Annotated in this window: 23 protein-coding genes and 1 tRNA gene; 22 read left to right on the top strand and 2 right to left on the bottom strand. The window is 63.7% G+C overall.

Going from position 1 to position 20,663, the window contains the following annotated elements; translation table 11 throughout:
* The 10 genes from KHO22_RS15085 to KHO22_RS15040 are packed head-to-tail and all read left to right on the top strand — an operon-like array spanning position 1 to position 8,232.
* The gene (locus KHO22_RS15085; protein WP_211947959.1) at positions 1 to 363 is read left to right on the top strand and encodes a hypothetical protein; all 363 of its coding nucleotides are present in this window, start codon (positions 1 to 3) and stop codon (positions 361 to 363) included.
* Entirely contained in the window at positions 363 to 677 is a 315-nt protein-coding gene (locus KHO22_RS15080) for a head-tail joining protein (RefSeq protein WP_211947958.1), read from the top strand. Before KHO22_RS15085 ends, KHO22_RS15080 begins: the two co-directional genes overlap by 1 nt.
* Positions 674 to 1,222, top strand: coding sequence for a hypothetical protein (locus KHO22_RS15075; protein WP_211947957.1), 549 nt, complete (start codon positions 674 to 676; stop codon positions 1,220 to 1,222). The genes KHO22_RS15080 and KHO22_RS15075 overlap by 4 nt, the downstream gene beginning before the upstream one ends.
* Positions 1,219 to 1,752: a hypothetical protein gene (locus KHO22_RS15070; protein WP_211947956.1), complete on the top strand. Its 534-nt coding sequence runs from the start codon at positions 1,219 to 1,221 to the stop codon at positions 1,750 to 1,752. The genes KHO22_RS15075 and KHO22_RS15070 overlap by 4 nt, the downstream gene beginning before the upstream one ends.
* On the top strand, positions 1,749 to 2,396 hold the full coding sequence (locus KHO22_RS15065) for a phage baseplate assembly protein V (RefSeq protein WP_211947955.1): 648 nt from the start codon (positions 1,749 to 1,751) through the stop codon (positions 2,394 to 2,396). The genes KHO22_RS15070 and KHO22_RS15065 overlap by 4 nt, the downstream gene beginning before the upstream one ends.
* Positions 2,397 to 2,447: 51 nt before the next feature.
* Positions 2,448 to 2,786 carry a GPW/gp25 family protein gene (locus tag KHO22_RS15060; RefSeq protein WP_211947954.1) on the top strand — a complete coding sequence of 113 codons (339 nt, stop codon included), beginning with the start codon at positions 2,448 to 2,450 and terminating at the stop codon, positions 2,784 to 2,786.
* Positions 2,786 to 3,688, top strand: coding sequence for a baseplate assembly protein (locus tag KHO22_RS15055; RefSeq protein ID WP_211947953.1), 903 nt, complete (start codon positions 2,786 to 2,788; stop codon positions 3,686 to 3,688). Before KHO22_RS15060 ends, KHO22_RS15055 begins: the two co-directional genes overlap by 1 nt.
* Complete coding sequence (locus KHO22_RS15050; RefSeq protein ID WP_211947952.1) at positions 3,681 to 4,328, top strand: phage tail protein I; 648 nt, start codon at positions 3,681 to 3,683, stop codon at positions 4,326 to 4,328. The genes KHO22_RS15055 and KHO22_RS15050 overlap by 8 nt, the downstream gene beginning before the upstream one ends.
* Before the next feature lie 4 nt (positions 4,329 to 4,332).
* Positions 4,333 to 6,768, top strand: coding sequence for a hypothetical protein (locus KHO22_RS15045; RefSeq protein WP_211947951.1), 2,436 nt, complete (start codon positions 4,333 to 4,335; stop codon positions 6,766 to 6,768).
* A 51-nt stretch (positions 6,769 to 6,819) separates the two neighbouring features.
* Entirely contained in the window at positions 6,820 to 8,232 is a 1,413-nt protein-coding gene (locus tag KHO22_RS15040; protein WP_211947950.1) for an O-antigen ligase family protein, read from the top strand.
* 1 nt (position 8,233) lies between these two features.
* On the opposite strand, the gene KHO22_RS15035 is transcribed toward KHO22_RS15040, so the two are convergent.
* Positions 8,234 to 8,443 (bottom strand): hypothetical protein, encoded by a 210-nt coding sequence (locus KHO22_RS15035; protein ID WP_211947949.1) that lies wholly within the window; start codon positions 8,441 to 8,443, stop codon positions 8,234 to 8,236.
* Positions 8,444 to 8,594: 151 nt separating this feature from the next.
* Between KHO22_RS15035 and KHO22_RS15030 the strand changes: the two genes are divergently transcribed.
* The 11 genes from KHO22_RS15030 (at position 8,595) to KHO22_RS14980 (ending at position 19,904) form a co-directional block, all read left to right on the top strand.
* Positions 8,595 to 10,097 carry a phage tail-collar fiber domain-containing protein gene (locus tag KHO22_RS15030; protein ID WP_211947948.1) on the top strand — a complete coding sequence of 501 codons (1,503 nt, stop codon included), beginning with the start codon at positions 8,595 to 8,597 and terminating at the stop codon, positions 10,095 to 10,097.
* A 6-nt stretch (positions 10,098 to 10,103) separates the two neighbouring features.
* Positions 10,104 to 10,394, top strand: a complete 291-nt coding sequence (locus KHO22_RS15025; protein ID WP_211947947.1) for a phage tail protein — start codon at positions 10,104 to 10,106, stop codon at positions 10,392 to 10,394.
* Between the two features lie 74 nt (positions 10,395 to 10,468).
* Positions 10,469 to 11,899, top strand: coding sequence for a phage tail sheath C-terminal domain-containing protein (locus KHO22_RS15020; RefSeq protein ID WP_211947946.1), 1,431 nt, complete (start codon positions 10,469 to 10,471; stop codon positions 11,897 to 11,899).
* A gap of 15 nt (positions 11,900 to 11,914) precedes the next feature.
* A complete protein-coding gene (locus KHO22_RS15015; protein WP_211947945.1) occupies positions 11,915 to 12,421 on the top strand; it encodes a phage major tail tube protein in 507 nt (168 codons plus the stop codon).
* 43 nt (positions 12,422 to 12,464) lie between these two features.
* Complete coding sequence (locus KHO22_RS15010) at positions 12,465 to 12,737, top strand: phage tail assembly protein (protein WP_211947944.1); 273 nt, start codon at positions 12,465 to 12,467, stop codon at positions 12,735 to 12,737.
* A 124-nt stretch (positions 12,738 to 12,861) separates the two neighbouring features.
* Positions 12,862 to 14,793, top strand: coding sequence for a phage tail tape measure protein (locus KHO22_RS15005; protein ID WP_211947943.1), 1,932 nt, complete (start codon positions 12,862 to 12,864; stop codon positions 14,791 to 14,793).
* Entirely contained in the window at positions 14,793 to 15,743 is a 951-nt protein-coding gene (locus KHO22_RS15000; protein WP_211947942.1) for a phage tail protein, read from the top strand. Before KHO22_RS15005 ends, KHO22_RS15000 begins: the two co-directional genes overlap by 1 nt.
* Before the next feature lies 1 nt (position 15,744).
* On the top strand, positions 15,745 to 15,960 hold the full coding sequence (locus KHO22_RS14995; RefSeq protein ID WP_211947941.1) for a tail protein X: 216 nt from the start codon (positions 15,745 to 15,747) through the stop codon (positions 15,958 to 15,960).
* The gene (locus KHO22_RS14990) at positions 15,951 to 16,964 is read left to right on the top strand and encodes a contractile injection system protein, VgrG/Pvc8 family (protein WP_230426886.1); all 1,014 of its coding nucleotides are present in this window, start codon (positions 15,951 to 15,953) and stop codon (positions 16,962 to 16,964) included. Before KHO22_RS14995 ends, KHO22_RS14990 begins: the two co-directional genes overlap by 10 nt.
* A 146-nt stretch (positions 16,965 to 17,110) precedes the next feature.
* On the top strand, positions 17,111 to 17,908 hold the full coding sequence (gene xth, locus KHO22_RS14985; RefSeq protein ID WP_211947940.1) for an exodeoxyribonuclease III: 798 nt from the start codon (positions 17,111 to 17,113) through the stop codon (positions 17,906 to 17,908).
* Between the two features lie 196 nt (positions 17,909 to 18,104).
* Complete coding sequence (locus KHO22_RS14980) at positions 18,105 to 19,904, top strand: SulP family inorganic anion transporter (RefSeq protein ID WP_211947939.1); 1,800 nt, start codon at positions 18,105 to 18,107, stop codon at positions 19,902 to 19,904.
* A gap of 174 nt (positions 19,905 to 20,078) precedes the next feature.
* Here KHO22_RS14980 and KHO22_RS14975 read toward each other — a convergent pair whose 3' ends face one another.
* Positions 20,079 to 20,342, bottom strand: coding sequence for a DUF1488 family protein (locus KHO22_RS14975; RefSeq protein ID WP_211947938.1), 264 nt, complete (start codon positions 20,340 to 20,342; stop codon positions 20,079 to 20,081).
* 238 nt (positions 20,343 to 20,580) lie between these two features.
* On the opposite strand from KHO22_RS14975, the gene KHO22_RS14970 reads away from it, so the two are divergent.
* Positions 20,581 to 20,656 (top strand) — tRNA-Lys (locus tag KHO22_RS14970).
* Positions 20,657 to 20,663 lie beyond the last annotated feature (7 nt).

Genomic DNA, 20,663 nt, shown 5'->3' with positions numbered 1-20,663 from the left:
ATGCGCCCTACCAATCTCATCGCACTTAGCGTTGCCGCAGCACTGAGCGCAACCAACAATGGCGTCGCCGTTGACGTGTCCGGGTTCACCGGGAACGGGTATGTCGTGCTGAATTCGTCCGCCACCGGCGGCGCTGGCCAAACCAGCGACGTGAAGCTGCAGCACAGCGACGATGGTGTGTCCGGCTGGGCCGACACCGGCGTGGCATTCGACCAGGTGACGAATGCTGCCGCGAGCTACCAAGCGAAGTACGTTTCCCTGGACCAGTTCAAGAAGTACGTGCGCGTGGTCAACACGCTGGGCGGCAGCACGCCGACCGTTACTGCCAGCGTTTCTCTGGTGGGCGACAAGGACCAGGGCTGATGCCCCATCCGGCCTGGGACAACCCCGCGGATTTCATCAGCCTGGACGACTTCGCTGTGCAGGCTGAAATCCAGTTTCAGGCCGGTGGCACGCGCACCGTGGCGGCGATTTTCGATGATCCGTACATGGACGCGAAGCTGGGCGAGTACGACATGGACACCAGCGCGCCACGCATCACGTGCGTGGAAGCGGATCTTGCTGGCGTGAAGCGCGGCGACGCGGTGGTGATCGCTGGCAAGACCTACGGTGTGACCCGTTACCCGCAGCCTGACGGAAATGGGCACGCGGTGCTGGAACTGGCGCCAGACGCATGATCCACTTCGACATCGACGCGGACGACCTGCTGCGGATTGGCGACGAACTGAACGCCACACCAAAGCAGGTTCGCCTTGCGCTGTCTCGCGCGCTGAACCGCACGGCCACCAGGCTGCGCGTGCTGTCCGAGCGAGGCCTAAAGAGTGAGCTGGAGCTGCGCCGCGTCTCATACCTGCGCAAGCGCCTGAAGTCCATCCGGCTGCGTGCCGCTGGCACCGAAGGCGTGCGGCTGTGGTACGGCCTGAACGACATGCCGGTGTCCAGTTTCACCGGCAGGCCGACGCAGACCGCCACCGGCGCGACGTTCCGTGGCCACGAATTCCCCGGCGCATTCGTCGCCCGCAGCGGCGCGAAAGGCCGACTTACTGTGTTCAAGCGCACAAGCAAGAAGCGGCTGCATATCGAGGAACAGCTGCTGCCGATCAAGGACCAGGCGGACGTGTTCGTGGAAGACCGAATCTTCCCAGACCTGGAAGACATTTTCTGGCCGATCTTCCGTCGCGAGCTGGCAGCACGCGTGAAATTCAAGCTAGGCGAAGCATGACGACACCACTGGACCTTGGCGCGCTGTTCGCGGCCATCATCACGGACGTGCAGGCCGCATTCCCTGACCTGCAGACGGTCGAGTTCCATCGCATCGAGCGCAAGGGGCTGGCCACGCCGGCCCTGCTGCTGGAGCTGACCGAACTGGAGGCGCAGCCCGACGCCGACCCCGGCACCGAGCAGCTGGCCGTAACGGCGCGTTTCGAGGCGCACGTGGTGATGGGGTTCCGCACGCCTGATGTGCGCACCGAAGTCCGCCGGTTCGCCGCGGCGTTCGCTGCCTGGCTGCGCCTGCGCCGTTGGCCAGGGATCCGCACCGACGCCGCACAGGTGATCGGCTGCTATCCGGACGACTTCGACCCCGAGCTGGACCAGTTCGAAACATGGCGCATCGAGTGGGCGCAGGTGCTGCACTTGGGCACGTCCGTGTGGACGAATGACGGCACCGTTCCCACCACCGTGCTGTCCTCCTGGTCGCCGGCCATCGGCCCCGGCAACGAAGACCAGTACACGCCGGTGGTGACGCCATGAACGGGTTCACGCTGGCCGAGCTGGAGCGGATGCAGGCTTGCATGATTCGCATGGGCACGGTGCTGGCCGTGGACGTGGCGAACGCCCGCGTGCAGTGCGACTGTGGCGGGCTGACGACCGACTGGCTGCCGTGGGCCACAGGACGCGCTGGCTCGACGCGGCGCTGGTCGGCACCGAGTGTTGGCGAGCAGGTGGCGGTGTTCTCGCCCTATGGCGACACGTCGCAGGGCTTCGTGCTGGTCGGGTTCTACCAGGACGCCCACCCTGCCCCGGCGGCGAGCGCCGACAAAGACACCACGGTTTTCCCTGACGGCAGCAGCGTGGAGTACAACAGCGGCAGCAACACGCTGACGGTGAACGTGGCCGGGGCTGGCAATGTCATCGTGAATTGCAAGCAGGCGACGGTGAACGCAGACAATGGCGTGACGCTGAACACGCCAGCCACGCACTGCACCGGCGCGCTGACGGTGGACGGCCTGCTGACCTACGGCAACGGCATCAGCGGTACCGGCGGCAGCAACGGGAACGCCATCAGCGGCAACATCAACCTGACCGGCGGCGACGTGGTAGCGGACGGAATCGGCCTGAAGGCGCACCACCACACCGAACACGACGGACCCGCAACCAGCGCAGCACAGGCGTAGCGGAAATAACCCAAGAGGAACAACACATGCCCGCAAGCAAGAATCGCGGGCATGAACGGCATTGACGCAACCACCGGCACGGCATTGGGCGGCCTGGCGCATCTGCGCCAGAGCATCCGTGACATCTTGACTACGCCGATTGGTAGCCGCGTGATGCGGCGCGAGTACGGCAGCCGTCTGTTCAAGCTGGTGGACGCCCCGCTGAACCGCGCCACCATTCTAGACATCTACGCCGCCACCGCCGACGCGCTGGCGCGCTGGGAACCGCGTTTCAAGCTGACCAAAACCAGTATTGCCAGCACGGATGGCGGCGCCGTGGTGCTGGACCTGACTGGAGAATACCTGCCTGACGGCCGCACCGTCACGCTGGACGGCATTAAGGTGAAGTAATGGCCGGCGCATTCACGGTTGTCAATCTCTCTCAGCTGGCGGCACCGGATGCCGTCGAAACGCTGGATTTCGAATCCATTCTGAGCGCGATGGTCGCCGACCTGGTGGCGCGCGCCCCGGAGTTCTCCGCCCTGGTTGAGAGTGATCCAGCCTACAAGGTGATGGAGGTTTGCGCGTATCGCGAACTGCTGGTTCGGCAGCGAGCGAACGATGCTGTGCGCGCTGTCATGGTCGCTTTCGCCAAGGGTTCAGACCTGGACCAGATCGGCGCGAACTTCAATGTGGCTCGGCTGCTGGTGACGCCGGCGGACCCCACTACCATCCCGCCAACGCCCGCTGTCTACGAGTCCGACGACGAGTACCGCGCCCGCATCCCGCTGTCGCTGGAGGGGTACACCACCGCCGGCAGCGAAGGATCGTATGTGTACCACGGCCTGAGCGCTCACGGCAGCATCAAGGACGTGGCCGCCGTCAGCCCATCACCTGGGCAGGTGACGGTGTATGTCCTGTCCCGCGACGGCGATGGCACCGCATCATCCGAAATCCTGAGCGCCGTTACCGCAGACCTGAACAGCGACCGCGTGCGGCCCATGACTGATCTGGTCACGGTACAGTCGGCCAGCATCGTGAACTACACCATCACTGCCGAGCTGGTCCTTTATCCCGGCCCGGATGCCAGTGTGGTGCAGGCTGCCGCGCAGGCCGCGCTGCAGCAGTACGCTGACGATGTGCATCGCATCGGCTATGACGTGAGCCTGTCTGGGCTGTACCAGGCGCTACATCAGCCTGGCGTTCAGCGCGTGAACCTGACGGATCCGGTGGCGAACATCAGTGTTTCGGAAGGCCAGGCCGCCTACTGCGCCGGCATCACGCTGACCGTGGCGAGCGGCACCGATGTCTGACCTGCTGCCACCGAACGCTACGCCGCAGGAGCGCGCGCTGGCGCTGGCTGCAGCCCGCATCAGCGACGTGCCGATGCGGGTGCGCGAGTCCTGGAACCCAGATAGCTGCCCTGCCAGCATCCTGCCGTGGCTCGCTTGGGCGTACAGCGTGGACGAGTGGGACGTGTCCTGGTCGGACGATCAGAAGCGCGCTTCCATCAAGCGCGCGGTGGCCGTTCACCGCTACAAGGGCACCATTGGCGCTGTGCGCGACGCGCTGGCGGCTATTGGCGTCAGCATCCAGGTGCAGGAGTGGTTCAACCAGGTTCCAGCAGGCGCCCCGTACACGTACAAGCTGCTGCTGGACGTGGACCAAATTGGCATTGAGCAGGCGACGCTGCAGAAAGTCCTGCGCGTGGTCGATTCGTCCAAGAATCTCCGGTCTCACATGGACCTGGTGCTGCCCAGCATCCGGACGCGAAGCCAGATTAACGTTGCTGGCGCGAACGGACTGGGCAGCGAAACCGCTGTAACGAACGGCGTTGACGACATTGGGTTGCTGATGGAAGGCGCCCGCAACGGGTTCCCAGAAACGGAACAGGCCGTGGATGGGCTGCACACGCTGCTGCACACCACGATGCCGGCCGCAAACTATTGGTGATGAAATGAGCCTCGCAGAAAAAAATACGCAGTTCGCCGCTGATGTGGATATCGCACACCAGATTGTGCACGGCCCTGCCAGTGGCGCCGGCTCGACCGTAACCACGGATGGCGGCCCTGTACGCTCGCTGGCCAAGCTGGTGGCAGACAAGGACGCCGATATTAATTCGGCAGCCAACGGCGTTCTTGCAAACGCTACGGCACAGGCCACGGCAGCCTCCGGCAGTGCCGCGACGGCAACAACACAGGCAGGCAATGCCTCTGCCTCCGCCTCTGCTGCAGCAGCAAGTGCTGCTGACGCGGGCAACGGGGTGAGCGGCATCCGCGCTGATTTCTCCAGCGCTACCGACCCTGCGAAGGGGGCGGCGCTGATGGGTTTCGAAGGTGGCACGGCCCGTGACGCCTTCAATGGGGTCTATCACGGGCTCATTGACCTTCGTAAGTTTGGCGCCAAGTTCGATGCGGCGCATGCCTTGAGTGGGGGTGCAATCTCGTCCGGCTCCGCTGTCTTCACCGATGCGAGCGCCGCGTTCACGCAGGCCGATGTCGGTAAGCTGTTCTATGTGGTTGGCGCTGGAGTCGGCGGAAAGCTGTTGTCGACCACGATTGCATCGCGCCAGTCTGCCACGCAGGTGACGCTCGCAAATGCCGCCTCTGTCACCGTGGCCAGTGCCGAGTACATCTACGGCACGGATGACACGGCAGCATGGCAATCCGCCGCAGCGAGTGTGAACAACGGGGTGCCATGCTCATTCCATGTGCCATTCGGTCTTTCGATCACGGATGGCATCGCTGTGAAGAACAACACCAGCTTCATCGGCCTGCAAGGTGACGGGTGGGCGTTCCAGAACACGAAGCGGGCGAGCGGGATCATCCTCAAGCCACAGTCCGCTGCGCCTGCGCAGGTCTATGGCACGAGCGCCAGCGTCGGGAATGTGCAACTAAAAAATCTGCTACTGGATGGCGCCTACCGCTTCCAGGGCAATACCGTGCACCGGTACTCGGGTGGCGCAATCTCGGTTGGGTCGAAGACCTTCACGGACAGCGCGAACGGAAATTTCACCTCCGCCGACATTGGCAAGAAGATTGCCATTTACGGGGCTGGGTCGAACGGCAACAATGTGCCTGGCGCCTGCTTTGTCTCGACCATCCAATCGGTCACGAACGCGACGACCGTAGTACTGGAGGATAATCACCCGCCCTCGATCACGGTAGCGAGCGCCGCGTACTCCTACGGCTTTTCGACCCAGCAGGGCAAGGACGGCGCGACGACGGCGAGCAGCGCAGTCTTTACCTCCGCCTCCGCGAACTTCACGAGCGCGGACATCGGGCGCCGGATGGACATTTATGGCGCGGCGCTGCCGCAGTGGGGCACCGGCGCGGACAGCTCGCACGGCGACGCGGTAGGCTCGATCATCAGCACGACGATTGCCAGCATCAACAGCACGACCTCAGTGAACCTGGCCATCAATGCGGACCTCACACTCATGAATGCGCAATGGCGCCTTGGCTGCGTGGATGCCATCTGGCAACCGCACTCGGCGGTCAGCCAGGATTCAATGTGGGACATAGAGCGTGTGGTGGCGAAGAACTACAGCGGCAACGGCTGGACGGTCGGTGCTCTGCAGCGCGCCAATCGCGCCGATCGCTTCTATGTCTGGCAGACCTTGTGCCAGGGTATCGCGCTGTATTCGTCCGACAACAACTTGCAGCGCTGCATGACCGCGCAGTGCGGCGAGGATGGGCTCTACGGTAACCAGTCCACCAACCACGTGTTTGGATTAGATACCTTTAACAACAACGGCAACGGCGTGTTCCTGTCGCCGTATGCCCAGATGTGGTCATTTGCAAGCTGTTCCATCGACAACAACGAGAAGAACGGCATGCTGGACTTCGCCAAGGGCACGATGCGGTTCGGCGTGCGCTTCACGTCGAACAGTCAGTGTCAGAATGGGTTGTATAGCGACCTGTCGGTATGCCGCCGCTATATTGGCGGGCCGAGCAACCAGAACCAGTGGGGCACCAGCCTGCTGGGTTGCTTCTGGGCGTATGCATCATCGCTTGGTTTCAAGCCTGCCTATGGCGTGGAGGCAGTCGGCCCCTTCCAGATTGCCGGCACGGGCGTCCAGTATGACGCCTCTGCGACCTTCCCATGGGTAACGAACTCGATTTCCTCTGGCTCCATCACTACCCTGCACCAAACGTCCTTCAGTATCCAGTCTGGCACCAATATCAACCTAGGCGGCAATAACAACTTTATCGGCAGTACTTCGATGGGCACGAAGCTTGGCAATGCCGCCAATGAACTGTGGGGGTTCTATGGAGCCACGCCTATCGTGCGGCCCACCGGCACCCCAGCCGCCGCGACGGATGCTGCGACGACGCAGAGCCTTGTGAACAGCCTGAGGGCGTCGCTGATCGCCCTTGGCCTTGTCTCGTAAGGGCAAAGTGCCAGAAGTGCTAGAATCGCCAAGACTAGGAATAGGCGAAATATGAAGGGTTACACGCTAAACGGTTCGGGCGGGATCATTGCGCTGGTGTGCTTTGCGCTGCTCATGGTGGCGACAGCGATTGCTGGCCAGGCGATGGCATTGGCGCTGATCGGGGCTGTTGGCGTTGTCGCCCTTGGGGCTGCGGCGCATTCGTTCCGAAAGTCCCCTACTGCGGCATTCGCCATATTTTTGGCGTGCGGCCTGTTTGTCTCGCAGTTCGGCTTTTCGAAAGTTGCGGATATTCTGGCCGTTGCCGTCCTTATTGCGTCGCTCGTCGCACACCCGCACAAGCAAAGAATTTTCCAGGGCGACAGGGCGACTCGGTTTTTCTTCTTTGCCATGGTGGCGCTGACGATAATAGCCACTGCCATTACAATCAAGCAAGGAAACTTCTCGGACTGGAATAGTGTTTATATCGACGCTAGAAACATGCTGTATTGGCTTGTTTTGCCGGTCGGGATTAGCGTTTGTTCATACGATGGGAACAGGTGGCATAAATTGTTGACCTGGATTGTTACGCTGTTTGCAGGTATCGCTCTCTTGCAGTTTGTCTTGGGCGTTGGCGTGGTTGGCCGCACGGAAGAATTGGAAACATTGGGCACCGTGCACTCTAATGTGACTCGCGCAACTTCGCCGGCGAACTATTTCTGCGCGCTGTTTGTCTTTGTCACGGTGGCGGTATGGGCACACTATAAGAGACTTCGGTTGCGCTCGTTCTTTGTCGCGCTAATGGCAATTGCGTGCCTTGTTGTTAGTTTCGGGCGGGGCTACTGGTTTACCACTGCTGCAGGCATCTTCGTCGTTTTCTTCTTTGCAAGACCGGGCGCGAAGATCCGTATGATGTTTTTTGGTGCGGTCAGTATTCTGCTGATCGTGATAGCGGCGCAAGTCTATTCGTCGGATTTTGTCGACTCGCTGGTCGAGCGTTTCACCAGCGTTGGGGCTGAAGTGAAGTCCGGTCAGTCGCTGGGATGGCGTGAAATAGAGAATGACTATGCGATGCGCGCTATTATCGCAAATCCGCTTCGAGGGGCCGGCATTGGGGTGCCATACAAGCCGGCGCTCATCGATGATGATAATTTCGGTACGCAGCGAATCTACATTCACAACACGTACTATGGGCTTGTACTGAAGCTAGGGGTATTCGGCTTGATCGTGTTCGCCTGGTACTTGCTTGTGCTGATGCGCAGGATTATTCGGATACTCATGAGCCGAAAGTACGGCTGGCTAGGCGCTGCATACCTTGCATCTATAATGCAGTTTCTGGCGGCAAGCGTGACGCAGCCCGCGTTCACCACCACATTTGGCATTACGTTTTTCTGCTTCTTGGCAGTCGGGGTGTCAATCACATACCGACAACTGATGGCGGAGCGGCGGTATCACCGGCAGCAAATCCAGGCTCAATACGGCTGATCTAGCCTTTCGTATCGTCGTCCGGTTTGCGGTTGGCCCACTCAGACATCGCCCACATAACAAGGAACGCGGCACTCATTACCACGATCCACCCCTGTTCCTCGGCGGTCGCCCCCAGCGCAAGCGGAGTGCCGGACGCAATAGAGGCAATCTGCAGCACGCATAGCGCGGCTGCAACTCGGGTAAAAATCTTGGCGAGCAGTTTAAACATGGATTGCTTCTGAGCGTCGGTCAAAAGTAAGAACGGGCGACATGGTAGCAACTCCCTACAAACCTCGCTAGACAGCGCCGGAAATAACCCAAGAGGAAGCCCCGCCTCAACGCAGCAATCATGCGCGGAACATGCCGAATAGCGTCCGCACATGACATTCAAGACCATCCACACGAACTACGGCCTGCAGCGCATGGCTGCGGCCGAGGCGGCTGGGACGCCTATCAACCTGGTGGCCATGGCCGTTGGTGACGGCAACGGCAATCCGACCGCGCCCAGTGAATCGCAGACCGTTCTGGTTCGCGAAATCGCCGGCACGCGCGCGGCGCCGAACCGGATTTATCAGTCGCCGGACAACCCGCTGATGTATATCGCGGAGCTGGTAGTGCCGGCGTCGCTGGGCGGATTCACCATCCGGGAGTCCGGAATTTTCGACGCAGACGGTGGTCTGTTCGCGGTGGCTAACGTGCCGGCCACCTACAAGCCAGCCATCAGCGAAGGGGCGTTCGCTGATACCGTCATCCGCATGCAGTTCCTGGTGTCGAATGCTTCCGTTGTCACGCTGCAGGTTGACCCGAACGTGGCGGTCGCCACGCAATCCTGGATCGCCAACAACGTCACCATCCCCTACCTTCTGCCGGGCGGCACCACTGGGCAGTACCTCGCGAAGCAGTCCAACGCGAACGGCGACACGCACTGGGTGGACCCGACAGTAGCAAACGTTACGGTATCAACCGTGGACGAAGTGCAGACACTGGCGGCGGCACAAACCGCTGTCACGTTGGCCGTCTGCACCACGATTGGCCTGGCGGTCTATGTTGCCGGCGACCGTCTCCTGCCGTCCGACTGGACGCCGGATCCGGTGGACCACACGAAGCTGACCCTGGCGACATCCTACGCCGCAGGCACGAAAATCCATTTCGTACAGAACGATCCGGCCGCGTTTGTCCCCTCGCCGCTAATTCAGTCACAAAACCTTGCGGACGTGCCGGATAAGTCCGTCGCGCGCACAAACCTTGACGTGTACAGCCGCGGCGACACGGATGCCCGCAGCAAGCAACCCGGTGATGTGTTCCACACCGCGCGCGACACCGCCCCAGCGCGAAGCCTGAAGGCCAACGGCGCAGCCGTCAGCCGCACGGCCTACGCGGCGCTGTTTGCAGCCGTTGGAACCCGGTTTGGCGCTGGTGATGGGTTCAATACGTTCAACCTCCCTGACCTGCGCGGGGAGTTCATTCGAAGCTGGGACGATGGCCGCGGCGCAGATGGAGGACGTTCGCTTGGCAGCGCGCAAGCGGAATCGTTCAAGAGCCACGGCCACGCCATCAATGATCCTGGCCACGGTCACAGCATGTATGACCCAGGCCACTCCCACGGCGTATATGACCCAGGCCACTCCCATGACGCATATGTGGATGTGAACATTGGCCCGAACAATTTCAATTCCGGCTCCCTGGTAACGGGTGTGTCACGCTTTGGGAGCACGCAAGGAAAGCCGCAGGCCATCATGCCTAGCGGCACCGGCGTGTCGATCTATGGCAGCGCTACCGGCGTTGGTGTGAACGGTAGTAGCACCAATATCAGCCTCGGTGCGTCCGGAGGAAGCGAAACTCGCCCGCGCAACGTCGCGCTGCTGGCGTGCATTGCGTACTGATCGAAAATGAGCACAAAAACTGTCTACCAATTGGATGTGGCTGGCCACTTTGCTGGGGAAACCCTGGCGGACGAAAGTCCGCTTGAACCGGGTGTGTGGCTGATCCCACGCGGGTGCATCGAAATACCGCCGCCGAATGAGTGGCCAGAAGACAAGTGGCCGCGCTGGAATGGCGCCGAGTGGCAGCTGGTGACGAAGCCGCAGCCAGCCGAACTGCCCGACCCCGCTGAAAAGCTGCGTGCGTTCCTTCAGGCGAACCCGGATGTGGCGGCACTGGTGAGCCAGGCGGGCGAGTAGCCCGGAAATAACCCAAGAGGAACCACGCGCCCCTGCGCGCAAGAATCCACGAAACACGCAAGGACCTACAACCCATGCCCGAACAATTTCTGCATGGCGTCGAAGTACTCGACATCGACGCCGGCCCACGCCCGATTTCCACGGTTCGCACTGCCGTCATCGGCATCGTGGGCACCGCGCCGGATGCCGATGAGTCCACGTTTCCACTGAACACGCCGGTGCTGATCGCAGGCAGCCGCAGCTTGGCCTCCAAGCTCGACATGACCGGCGATGGCCTGGGGACGCTGCCTTCCGCGCTGGATTCGATTTTCGACCAGGCCGGCGCTGTGGTCATCGCCGTCCGCGTCGAGGCCGGCGTAAGCGACCAGGCGACGCTGGCCAACGTGCTTGGCGGCGTTGACCCGACCACCGGCCAGTACCAAGGCGTGCAGGCGCTGCTGGCCGCCGAATCCATCGTCGGGTACTCGCCTCGCATCCTGTGCGTGCCGGGTTTCACCCATCAGCGCGTGACCGGCGGCGTGACCACGCTGACCGGCGCTCAGGGTAGCGGCTACACGGACGGCACCTACGCTCTGACTGTCACCGGCGGCACTGGCGGCAGCGGCGCCGCGGGCACGGCTGTGGTGTCTGGCGGAAAGGTGACGTCGCGCACCATCACGAATCCCGGCAGCGGCTACACCGCCGCGCCGACCTTCGCACTGCCTGCCGGCGCTGGCAGCGGCACCGGGGCCACGTTCGTGGTGACGATTGGCATGGTGGGCAACGCCGTGGTGGCGGAGCTGGTCGGCATCGCCGAACGCCTGCGCGCCGTCATCATCGCTGACGGCCCGAGCACTACCGATGCGGCCGCCATCGCCTACGCTGGAGACTTCGGCAGCAAGCGCGTGTTTGTGGTGGATCCGCAGGTGCTGAAGACCGACGACGCCGGCAACCTGGTGACGGCGTTTTCGAGCGCGGCCGTTGCCGGCCTGATCGCGAAGACCGATAATGCCCTGGGCTTCTGGTGGTCTCCTTCGAACCAGAATATCAACGGCATTCAGGGCACTGCCCGCGCCATCGACTTCCAGCTGGGCGACACGGCTGCACGTGCCAACCTGCTGAACGAGGCGAAGGTGGCCACGATCATCCGGCAGGATGGTTTTCGCCTGTGGGGCAACCGCACGCTGTCGAGCGACCCGAAATGGGCGTTCCTGTGCGTGGTGCGCACGGCGGACATCATCAACGATTCGCTACAGCGTGCGCACCTGTGGGCCGTGGATCGCGGCATCACCAAGCAGTATGTGTCGGACGTAGTGGAAGGCGTGAACGCCTACCTGCGAAACCTGACCACGCTGGGCGCCATCCTGGGCGGACAGTGCTGGGCGGATCCCGACCTGAACACGACGGACCAGATCGCGCAGGGCAAAATCTACTTCGATTTTGACTTCACGCCCGTCTACCCGGCCGAGCACATCACGTTCCGTTCGCACCTGGTCAACAACTACGTGCAGACAATTTTCGACTAAGGGGAGCGCGACAACATGGCAGCTCGCGACGTACTGAAGAACCTGAACGCGTTCGTTGACGGACGCGGCTACGCCGGCCAGGTGGAGGAAGTCAACCCGCCAAAGCTGACACTGAAGACCGAGGAATTCCGTGCCGGCGGCATGGATGTGCCCATCGACCTGACGATGGGCATGGAAAAGATGGTCGCCGACTTCAGCCTGGCGGCCTATGACCGCGACGTGCTGGCGCTGTTCGGCGTGGTGGAAGGGGCATTCGTGCCACTGACCATTCGCGGCGCGCTGGAGTCGTTCGACGGCACGGTGAAGCCGATTGTGCTGACGATGCGCGGCAAGATCACCGAGCTTGACCCCGGCACCTGGAAGCCTGGCGAAAAGGCGAGCCTGAAGGCCACCATGTCGCTGGTCTACTTCAAGCAGGAACACGCGGGCGTGGTCATCCACGAAATCGACGTGGAAAACATGGTGCGCGTCATCAACGGCATCGACACCCTCGCAGCGCAGCGCGCGGCGCTGGGCCTGTAAGCAGCAACGGCCGGCTTAGTCCGGCCGATCATCACAGCGACCCATGAAAAACAAATTCGTCACCTATGGCGACGGTTACGCCGACGTAACCCTGTCGCGTCCGCTGGATGTCAACGGCGCGAAGCTGTCCACCATCCGCCTGCGTGAGCCCACCGTGCGGGACCAGCTGGCCGCCAGCAAGGTCAGCAGCGACGATGCCGAACAGGAGATCGCCCTGGCCGCGAACCTGTCCGATATTGCGCCAGACGACATCAAGGGCCTGACGTCGCGCGACTACACCCGCGTCCGGCAGGCGCTGCTGGGTTTTCTGGACTGAGCGCGGAGTACGTTCGATACGGGGCGCTGGCGCTCGCGTCCCACACCGGCTGGCAGCTCGCCGAAATCAAGCAGCTGACCGTGTCAGAGTTCCTGTTTTGGCTTGACGGATTGCCCAAGGAAAAATGAGCAGCAACAAGCGTTTAAACGCCGTTATCACCATTGGCGGCGCCATCGCGGGTTCGCTGACGTCGGCCATCACCGGCACCAAAGGCAAGCTGAACGAAGTCGGCAGCGCCATCCAGGCCATCGAGCGTCGGCAGCGCGAGCTGAACGGCCTCATCCGCGACCAGGAACGGCTGGGCCGCAACGGCTCCGCCATGCGTGTCGGCTATGCCCAGCGCGAGCTGGAAGACACGCATAAGCAAATCGCCGCCCTGCGCCGCAAGCAGGAACTGCTGCAGCGGGAATCCGCGCTGCATGAGCGCATCGGCAGCGTGCGCGCGAAGCTGCAAGGCGCATCGTTCGGCATGCTGGCTGCCGGGGGCGTCGGCGCGATGTCGCTGCGCGCACCACTGCGGGCGTTCACCGAGCTGGACGACTCGCTGACGAACATGCAGGTGGCGATGATGGACCGCACTGGCGGCCTGCCTGTGCTGTTCGGCAAGATCAAGCAGCAGACCATCGACCTGGGCAACAAGCTGCCCGGCACCACCGCCGATTTCGTCAACGCCGCCACGGCCCTGAAGGAACAGGGCATGCCGCTGGAAGCGATTGCCGGCGGCGCGCTGAAGGCATCTGCGCACCTGGCCGTCGTCATGAAGCTGGTGCCCGAGCAGGCCGCCGAGATGACCGCCAAGCTGCGCGAGGCGTTCCAGATCCCGGAAGCCGAGTTCGACCGCATGGCGGATCTGAGCCAGCGCGCGAAATTCGGTTTCGGCCTGAAGTCGGACGACCTGCTGCTGGGCGCGAAGTACTACGGCGGCAAGACGAACGCGCTGGGCCTGACCGGCGCGGAGAACGTCCGCAAGGTGTACGCCCTGCAGGGCATGGCCGCGCAGCAAGGCATGGATGGCTCGACGTTCGGCACGAACTTCGGCCAGATGCTGACGCGCTTGGGCATGATGCAGGAGCGCCTGCACAAGAATTCCAAGGAAATGAAGGCCGTCAGCGCCACGCTGAAAACAGCCGGCATCCAGCTGGAGTTCTTCAAAGACGGCAAGTTCAGCGGCGTCGACAACATGGTGCTGCAGCTCGACAAGCTGCGGAGCCTGACGCAAGAGAAGCGCCTGCAGGTGCTGACGCGTCTGTTCGGCGAGGAAGGTGGGCGCCCTGCCGACCTGATCGCGCGCAACGGCCTAGAGGGCTACCGCAAGGCGCTGGAGGCGATGGACGCCGAGGCGAGCCTTGACCAGCGCATCGACAAGTCGCTGACGTCGTTCAAGAACAAATCGGAGGCGCTGGCCGGCACCTGGACGAACTTCCTCGCCGCCACTGGCGAGCCGCTGGCCAACCTGTTCACGCCGGTGATGGGAAAGCTGAACGATATCGTCGGCGGCCCCATGATGAAGTTCGTGGACCAGAACAAAACGCTGGTGGGCATCGTCGGCGGTATCGTGGCCACGGGTTCCGGCCTGCTGATCGTGGGCGGCGCGGTGGCGGCCATCGGCTACGCCAGCACGTTCGCCATCGCCGGCCTGGTGTCCATCGGCAGCGCCTTGCAGACCATCGGCGCGGCCATCATGTTCATCAACCGCGGGCTGCTGATGACGCCGGTGGGACTGGTGGCCGCCCTGATCGGCGCGGCCTACGTCGCCGCCAAGGGCATCGACGCGAACGCCCCGAAGACCGCGAAGCCGGCGGACTTCGGCGAAACCGGTGGTGGGGCTGCTGTCGGCGCGCGCATGCGCCTGCCGCGTCGCGCCCTGCCCCAGCCTGCCATGGCAGGCGCCAGCGGCGGCACCACGACCGTCACCGACAACAGCAACACCACCATCAACGTGCAGCAGCAGCCGGGGCAGGACCCCCGCGCGTTCGCCGACCAGGTGGCGCGGCTGATCCAGCAACAGGCGGACGTGCGCCGGCGTGGCGCCCTACATGACGGAGCGAGCCAGTAATGGACGGATACACCACCGGCCAGACGATGATGATGCAGCTGGGTGGATACCAGTTCGGCATCGCCACGGCGGCCTATCAGGAGCTGCAGCGCACGTCGGAATATCGCTGGCCGAGCCAGGACCGGTTCGGCCAGGCCGGCGCACTGCAGTTCACCGGCGTCACCAACGAAGCCATCACGCTGCAGGGTGTCGTCTACCCCGAATATCGCGGCGGCGGCGGCCAGCTCGACACGCTGCGCGCGCTGGCGGCGCAGGGCCAGCCGCAGCTGATGGTGGCCGGCAACGGCACCCAGCTGGGCCGCTGGGTCATCGAAGCCGTGGACGAGCGCCAGGGCACGTTCGCCGCCGAAGGGCTGCCGCGTCGGCAGGAATTCGTCCTGAAGCTGCGGAAATTCGATGATGTGACGCCCGAGCCGGCGTCACTGGTGGACGCCGTCGCTGGGGGCGTCGATGTAGGCGTGCCGGCAGACGCGGACCTATCCACGCTGGCCGGTGCGAAATCGGCGGTGGCTGGCATGGCGCAGAGCGTGTCGGACGCGGCATCCAGCGTCATGGGCGCGGCGTCTGGTGCCATTGCCAGCGTGCGCGCCGCTGTGGCGCCCGCCATCGACGCAGGCCAGTCAGCGCTGGGGGCCATCAATCGCAGTTTCGAGACGGCCCGCGACCTGAAGCGCGCCGCCGACTCCACCGTGCGCCAGGTGCAAACCATCACGTCCGTGTTCGCCGCTGGGCAGGCGGCGCATGGCCTGTTCAACAAGGCCGTGGCGCTGTCGTCCGGTGCGTCGAGCGCCACCAGCGTGCTGACGAATGTAATGGGGGGCGCCAGCGGTGCAGGCGGATCGGTTATGCGCGTTCTGGCGTCCGCGAGGGCTGCCAGCGCGCAGGGCGAAACCGTGATCCGCAAGACGATGGCCGCCAGCAGCGACCTGTACGACAAGCTGACCAGCTGATATGGCAACCGAATACGTCACCAGTGACGGCGACATGGCGGACGCCATCGCCTGGAATTACTACGGCACCCGCGACGGCCGCACAGTCGAGCTGCTGCTGGACGCGAACCCCGGCCTGGCCGACTACGGGCCTGTGCTGCCGGCTGGCGTCACCATCACGCTGCCCGACTTGGCGACACCGGCCACCACCACGAAGGGCGTGAAACTGTGGGACTGAAACCGGAATTCCGCCTGATCGCCAACAGCGAGGACATCACGGCGGCCATCAAGGATCGCCTGGTGTCCCTGCGCTACACGGACGCCGCCGGCATGGACTCTGACATGCTGGAAATCGTTCTGGCCGACCACGACCCGGCCGCGCCGCTGATGGTTCCGGGCGATGGGGCCGAGCTGCAGCTGTTCCTAGGCTATGACGGCGCCGCCGAGTTTGTGGGGCTGTTCGTGTTTGACGAGCTGGAAATGGGCGGCCCGCCGGACGAAATGGTGATCCGCGCGCGCGCTGCGCCGTTCGCCGCGTCGAAGAACGGGAAGAACACGCTGCAGAGCCAGAAGACGCGCAGCTGGGCCGCCAACACGAAGCTTGGCGACATGGTGCGCAAGATCGCCAAGGAACACGGCATGGACGCCGCCGTGTCGAAGGCTCTGGACGCCACTCCCCTGCCCCACATCGACCAGGCCGACGAGTCCGACCTGCACCTGCTGGTGCGCATCGGCAAGCGTTACGACGCCCTGGTGAAGCCAGCCGGTGGGAAGCTGATCCTGGCCAAGCGCGGCGAGGCGAAGGCAGTGGGCGGAGCCGACCTGCCCACCGTCACCCTGACCCCGAACGAGCGCACCAGCTGGCGCACGGTCCAGAGCAAGCGGGAGACGGCCGGCATGGTGGTGGCCTACTGGCACGCCGTGAAGCAAGCGAGGCGGAACGAGGTCAGCGTGGGCAGCGGTGAGCCGGTGCGGCGAATCAAGCAGTATTTCCCCACGCAGGAGATGGCGCTGGCAGCGGCACGTGCAGAGCTGGCCAGGCGCGAGCGCGGGCGCATCACCCTGTCCGTCCTGATGCCGGGGCGCACCGACCTGGTGGCCGAGGCAAAGCTTGTGCTGCAGGGCTGGCGGCAGGGGGTGCCGACCGAGTGGCTGGTGACGCGCGTGGAGCACCGGCTGGATGTTGGTGGGTACAGCTGCGCGGTCGAGGCCGAGCAGCCGGATGACTCCACCACGGCATAGCAAAGATGTGGCAGAGTGACGCCCGATGATATGGCGCTATTTGCAGTGACGCCTACAGGGTATCCCCCGCGCTTGGTGGTATGTTTAGGGGTATCTAAAACAGCGCCAAGCGGCAAACCCTTATGGGACAAGGAATGCAAGGAACAATGAAAATCGCAAGCTGGAACGTCAACTCGCTCAAGGTCCGGCTGCCGCAGGTGCTGCAATGGCTTACGGAACAGGAGCAGGCCGGCGCGCCGATCGACGCGCTGTGCCTGCAGGAACTGAAGCTGCCTGACGACAAGTACCCGCTCGCGGAACTGGAGAATGCCGGCTTCCACAGCGTCTACACGGGCCAGAAGACTTACAACGGCGTTGCCATCCTCGCGCGCGATGCCAGCATGCCGGGCCCGACCGACGTGGTGCGCAACATCCCGGGTTTTGAAGATGCGCAGCAGCGCGTCGTGGCCGCCACGTACGGCGATGTACGGCTGGTCTGCGCCTATTTCCCCAACGGGCAGGCGCTGGACTCGGACAAGTTCGTCTACAAGCTGAAGTGGCTCGACGCCATGACGGCGTGGCTGCGCGAAGAGCTGGTCAAGTATCCGCGGCTCGCGCTGCTCGGCGACTTCAACATCGCCCCGGAAGACCGCGACGTGCACGATCCCGCCAAGTGGGAGGGCCAGAACCTGGTCTCGCCGCCAGAACGCGCGGCCTTTGCCGCGTTGGTCGAACTGGGCCTGGCCGACGCCTTCCGCAAGTTCGAGCAGCCCGAGAAGACCTTCTCCTGGTGGGATTACCGCATGTTCGCATTCCGGCGCAACGCCGGCCTGCGCATCGACCATATCCTGCTGTCGCCGGCACTGGTCGGCCATTGCTCCGCCTGCGCGATCGACCGCGTTCCACGCACCTGGGAGCAGCCGTCCGACCACACGCCGGTCGTCGCCACGCTCGACTGCCGCTGACCCGCACGCCACGCGCACGCAAGTTCGGGCAAGCCCGGCTCGCGGCGCACGGCGGGGGCGGCTACACTGCCGCCATGAAACTGGCCCGCCCCCGCCACTATCACCTTTCTCACCTGCCATGGCCGGCCCGCAAATCTGCACCGGCCAGCCCGCTCACGGCTCGGCACGCCGCCAGCAAGTACACACACCTGGACCAATGACCGCCTCCGCCACCAGCCCCGCCGTCCGGCTGCAGCGCCTGCTTCCCTGGACTCAACGCGTCTCCCGTGCCACCTTGCGCGCCGACGTGATCGCGGGACTGCTTGGCGCCGTCCTGGTGTTGCCGCAGGGTGTGGCCTTTGCCACGCTGGCGGGGCTGCCGCCGGAGTACGGCATCTATACGGCCGTGGTGCCATGCATCGTCGCCGCGCTGTTCGGATCGAGCTGGCATGTGATGTCAGGCCCGACCAACGCCAACTCGCTGGCGCTGTTCGCCATGCTGAGCCCCGTGGCCTTCGCGGGCAGCCCGGCATATATCGGCCTGGCGCTGTCGGTCACCATCCTGGTCGGACTGATGCAGTTCGCGGTCGGCACGTTGCGGCTGGGCACGCTGGCCAACTTCATCTCGCCCTCCGTGCTGCTCGGCTTCACGTGCGGCGCGGCCACGCTGATCGGCTTGTATGCGCTCAAGGACCTGTTTGGCCTGGCGGTGCCCACCGGCACCAGCGCATTTGGCGTGCTGCGCTTCCTGTTCGACAACGTCGACGCCATCAACTGGGGCGCCGCCACCGTGGGCGCCGTCACACTCGCCGCGACGCTGCTGTTCAAGCGCCTCGGCAAGCGGCTGCCGTTCATGCTGCTTGGCCTCCTGGCTGGCTATGGCGTGGCATTCCTGCTGAACCGGACCGGCTGGGGTGGTGGACACCATGTCAATGTCGTCGGGTCGATCCCTTCGGCGATCCCGGGCTTCCATGTGCCGGATATCTCCTGGCGCAGCGTGCCGGACCTGCTGGGCATTGCCTCGGCGCTGACTATCGTCGCGCTGGGGCAGTCGATCTCGATTGCCAAGGCGGTGGCGCTGCGTTCCGGCCAGCATATCGACGCCAACCGCGAGTTCATCGGCCAGGGGCTGTCGAATATTGCCGGCGGCCTGTTCTCCGGCTATATCTCGTGCGGTTCGCTCAACCGCTCGGTCCCCAATTTCGAAGCCGGTGCGAAGACGCCGCTTGCGAGCGTGTTCTCCGCCCTGTGGCTGGTGGCACTGGTGGCCGTCAGTGCGCCGTTGCTCGCGCAGATTCCCTTGGCCGCGATCGCGGCCATGCTGCTGCTCGTGGCGTGGGGACTGTTCGACTTTGCGCGCCTGCGCCGGATTGCCGCCCTGAGCCGCACCGAGTTCGCCATCGCGGTGGGCACCTTCGCCGCCACGCTGGTGATCCGCCTGGAGATGGCGGTTCTGCTCGGCACCATTCTTTCGCTGGTCGCGTACTTGTACCGCACCTCACGGCCGGCGGTGCGCAGCCTCGTGCCCGATGCCGACGATCCGGGCCGCCGCTTCACACCGCTGGACGAGTTGCAGCGGCCGCAGCCGGAATGCCCGCAACTCAAGCTGCTGCGCATGGAAGGCGCCATCTATTTCGGCGCCGTGCAGTACGTGACGGATCGGCTGCACTGGCTGCGCACCGTCAATGCCAGCCAGAAGCATCTGCTGGCCATGACCAAGAGCATGAACTTCATCGACCTGGCCGGCGCGGAAATGTGGGAAGCCGAACTGGCCGAACGACGCGCCACCGGCGGCGACCTGTACTTCCACCGCCCGCGCACGCAGGTACTGCAGACCTGGGAACAGACCGGGTTCACCACCAAGCTCGGGACCGACCACGTCTTTTCGACCAAGCGTCAGGCGCTGCACACCATCATCGCGCAGCTTTCCCCTGATATCTGTGCGCAGTGCCAGGTGCGGATCTTCGAAGAATGCGCGCAGCGCCCCGGCGCGCAAACGCACGCGGAAGCGCTGTGACGGCAGCGTCAGGATGACAGGTCGATTTATTGAGGCGGGAGACAGGCATCGGAAATAACCGGATGCCGCAGGGTAAGGCAGGTTGGCAGTCGCGGAGAACGCTCTACCGGAATGAGACTGATGCGAGATGGGCGCCCGCGGCTTGCCTGCGGCCGGCCGGGGCATCCATCCGGATCAGACCGGCGCCACGTGGGCGCGCTTGACGACGACCGGTTGCGGGACGCCCTGTTCAATCAGGACCACCGCTGCACGCTCGATCGTGTCGCGGCCGGCGCGGAAGGCTTCTTCCAGCGACAGTACCTGGTCCGCACTAAATCCTTCCCACAGTGCTTCGCGTGTCACGACGCACGTTACCTTCTCGCCATTGACGATGGCGTGGAACAACAAGCCTTCGTTATTGATGTCGTAGCGCTCTTGCTCTTGGAATTTGATTTCCATCGGTGCAGCCCTCCATATGCAAGTGGAGAAACATCCTAACATGGCCGGAGCGATATCGTATGCGCCGACCTTCGCTGATCCACTCAATCCAGTGACCTCCGGACAGGTGCACCGGTTCCCTCCATATGCGGAGCGATGCCGACGCCGCAAGCCGCTCCGCTTGCTCGCGCCCGAACTTCCCTGATGCGCACAGGTGTTTGACAAACTCAAAAATCATGTTAAAATCTTTTTCTTCGTTGGGGCGTTAGCTCAGTTGGTAGAGCAGCGGACTCTTAATCCGTAGGTCGAGTGTTCGAGTCACTCACGCCCCACCAGCGAATA

Origin of the sequence: Cupriavidus yeoncheonensis, assembly GCF_905397275.1 — a bacterium.
In the GTDB taxonomy this organism is placed as follows: domain Bacteria; phylum Pseudomonadota; class Gammaproteobacteria; order Burkholderiales; family Burkholderiaceae; genus Cupriavidus; species Cupriavidus yeoncheonensis.
The sequence above is the reverse complement of the archived record's forward strand: the minus strand, read 5'-3'. Positions and strand labels throughout refer to the sequence as shown.

What these genes read in the sequence shown, in the direction of transcription:
- KHO22_RS15085 (WP_211947959.1), top strand. Translation starts at nt 1, where the DNA reads ATGCGCCCTACCAATCTCATCGCACTTAGCGTTGCCGCAGCACTGAGC.
- KHO22_RS15080 (WP_211947958.1), top strand. Translation starts at nt 363, where the DNA reads ATGCCCCATCCGGCCTGGGACAACCCCGCGGATTTCATCAGCCTGGAC.
- KHO22_RS15075 (WP_211947957.1), top strand. Translation starts at nt 674, where the DNA reads ATGATCCACTTCGACATCGACGCGGACGACCTGCTGCGGATTGGCGAC.
- KHO22_RS15070 (WP_211947956.1), top strand. Translation starts at nt 1,219, where the DNA reads ATGACGACACCACTGGACCTTGGCGCGCTGTTCGCGGCCATCATCACG.
- KHO22_RS15065 (WP_211947955.1), top strand. Translation starts at nt 1,749, where the DNA reads ATGAACGGGTTCACGCTGGCCGAGCTGGAGCGGATGCAGGCTTGCATG.
- KHO22_RS15060 (WP_211947954.1), top strand. Translation starts at nt 2,448, where the DNA reads ATGAACGGCATTGACGCAACCACCGGCACGGCATTGGGCGGCCTGGCG.
- KHO22_RS15055 (WP_211947953.1), top strand. Translation starts at nt 2,786, where the DNA reads ATGGCCGGCGCATTCACGGTTGTCAATCTCTCTCAGCTGGCGGCACCG.
- KHO22_RS15050 (WP_211947952.1), top strand. Translation starts at nt 3,681, where the DNA reads ATGTCTGACCTGCTGCCACCGAACGCTACGCCGCAGGAGCGCGCGCTG.
- KHO22_RS15045 (WP_211947951.1), top strand. Translation starts at nt 4,333, where the DNA reads ATGAGCCTCGCAGAAAAAAATACGCAGTTCGCCGCTGATGTGGATATC.
- KHO22_RS15040 (WP_211947950.1), top strand. Translation starts at nt 6,820, where the DNA reads ATGAAGGGTTACACGCTAAACGGTTCGGGCGGGATCATTGCGCTGGTG.
- KHO22_RS15035 (WP_211947949.1), bottom strand. Translation starts at nt 8,443, where the DNA reads ATGTTTAAACTGCTCGCCAAGATTTTTACCCGAGTTGCAGCCGCGCTA.
- KHO22_RS15030 (WP_211947948.1), top strand. Translation starts at nt 8,595, where the DNA reads ATGACATTCAAGACCATCCACACGAACTACGGCCTGCAGCGCATGGCT.
- KHO22_RS15025 (WP_211947947.1), top strand. Translation starts at nt 10,104, where the DNA reads ATGAGCACAAAAACTGTCTACCAATTGGATGTGGCTGGCCACTTTGCT.
- KHO22_RS15020 (WP_211947946.1), top strand. Translation starts at nt 10,469, where the DNA reads ATGCCCGAACAATTTCTGCATGGCGTCGAAGTACTCGACATCGACGCC.
- KHO22_RS15015 (WP_211947945.1), top strand. Translation starts at nt 11,915, where the DNA reads ATGGCAGCTCGCGACGTACTGAAGAACCTGAACGCGTTCGTTGACGGA.
- KHO22_RS15010 (WP_211947944.1), top strand. Translation starts at nt 12,465, where the DNA reads ATGAAAAACAAATTCGTCACCTATGGCGACGGTTACGCCGACGTAACC.
- KHO22_RS15005 (WP_211947943.1), top strand. Translation starts at nt 12,862, where the DNA reads ATGAGCAGCAACAAGCGTTTAAACGCCGTTATCACCATTGGCGGCGCC.
- KHO22_RS15000 (WP_211947942.1), top strand. Translation starts at nt 14,793, where the DNA reads ATGGACGGATACACCACCGGCCAGACGATGATGATGCAGCTGGGTGGA.
- KHO22_RS14995 (WP_211947941.1), top strand. Translation starts at nt 15,745, where the DNA reads ATGGCAACCGAATACGTCACCAGTGACGGCGACATGGCGGACGCCATC.
- xth (WP_211947940.1), top strand. Translation starts at nt 17,111, where the DNA reads ATGAAAATCGCAAGCTGGAACGTCAACTCGCTCAAGGTCCGGCTGCCG.
- KHO22_RS14980 (WP_211947939.1), top strand. Translation starts at nt 18,105, where the DNA reads ATGACCGCCTCCGCCACCAGCCCCGCCGTCCGGCTGCAGCGCCTGCTT.
- KHO22_RS14975 (WP_211947938.1), bottom strand. Translation starts at nt 20,342, where the DNA reads ATGGAAATCAAATTCCAAGAGCAAGAGCGCTACGACATCAATAACGAA.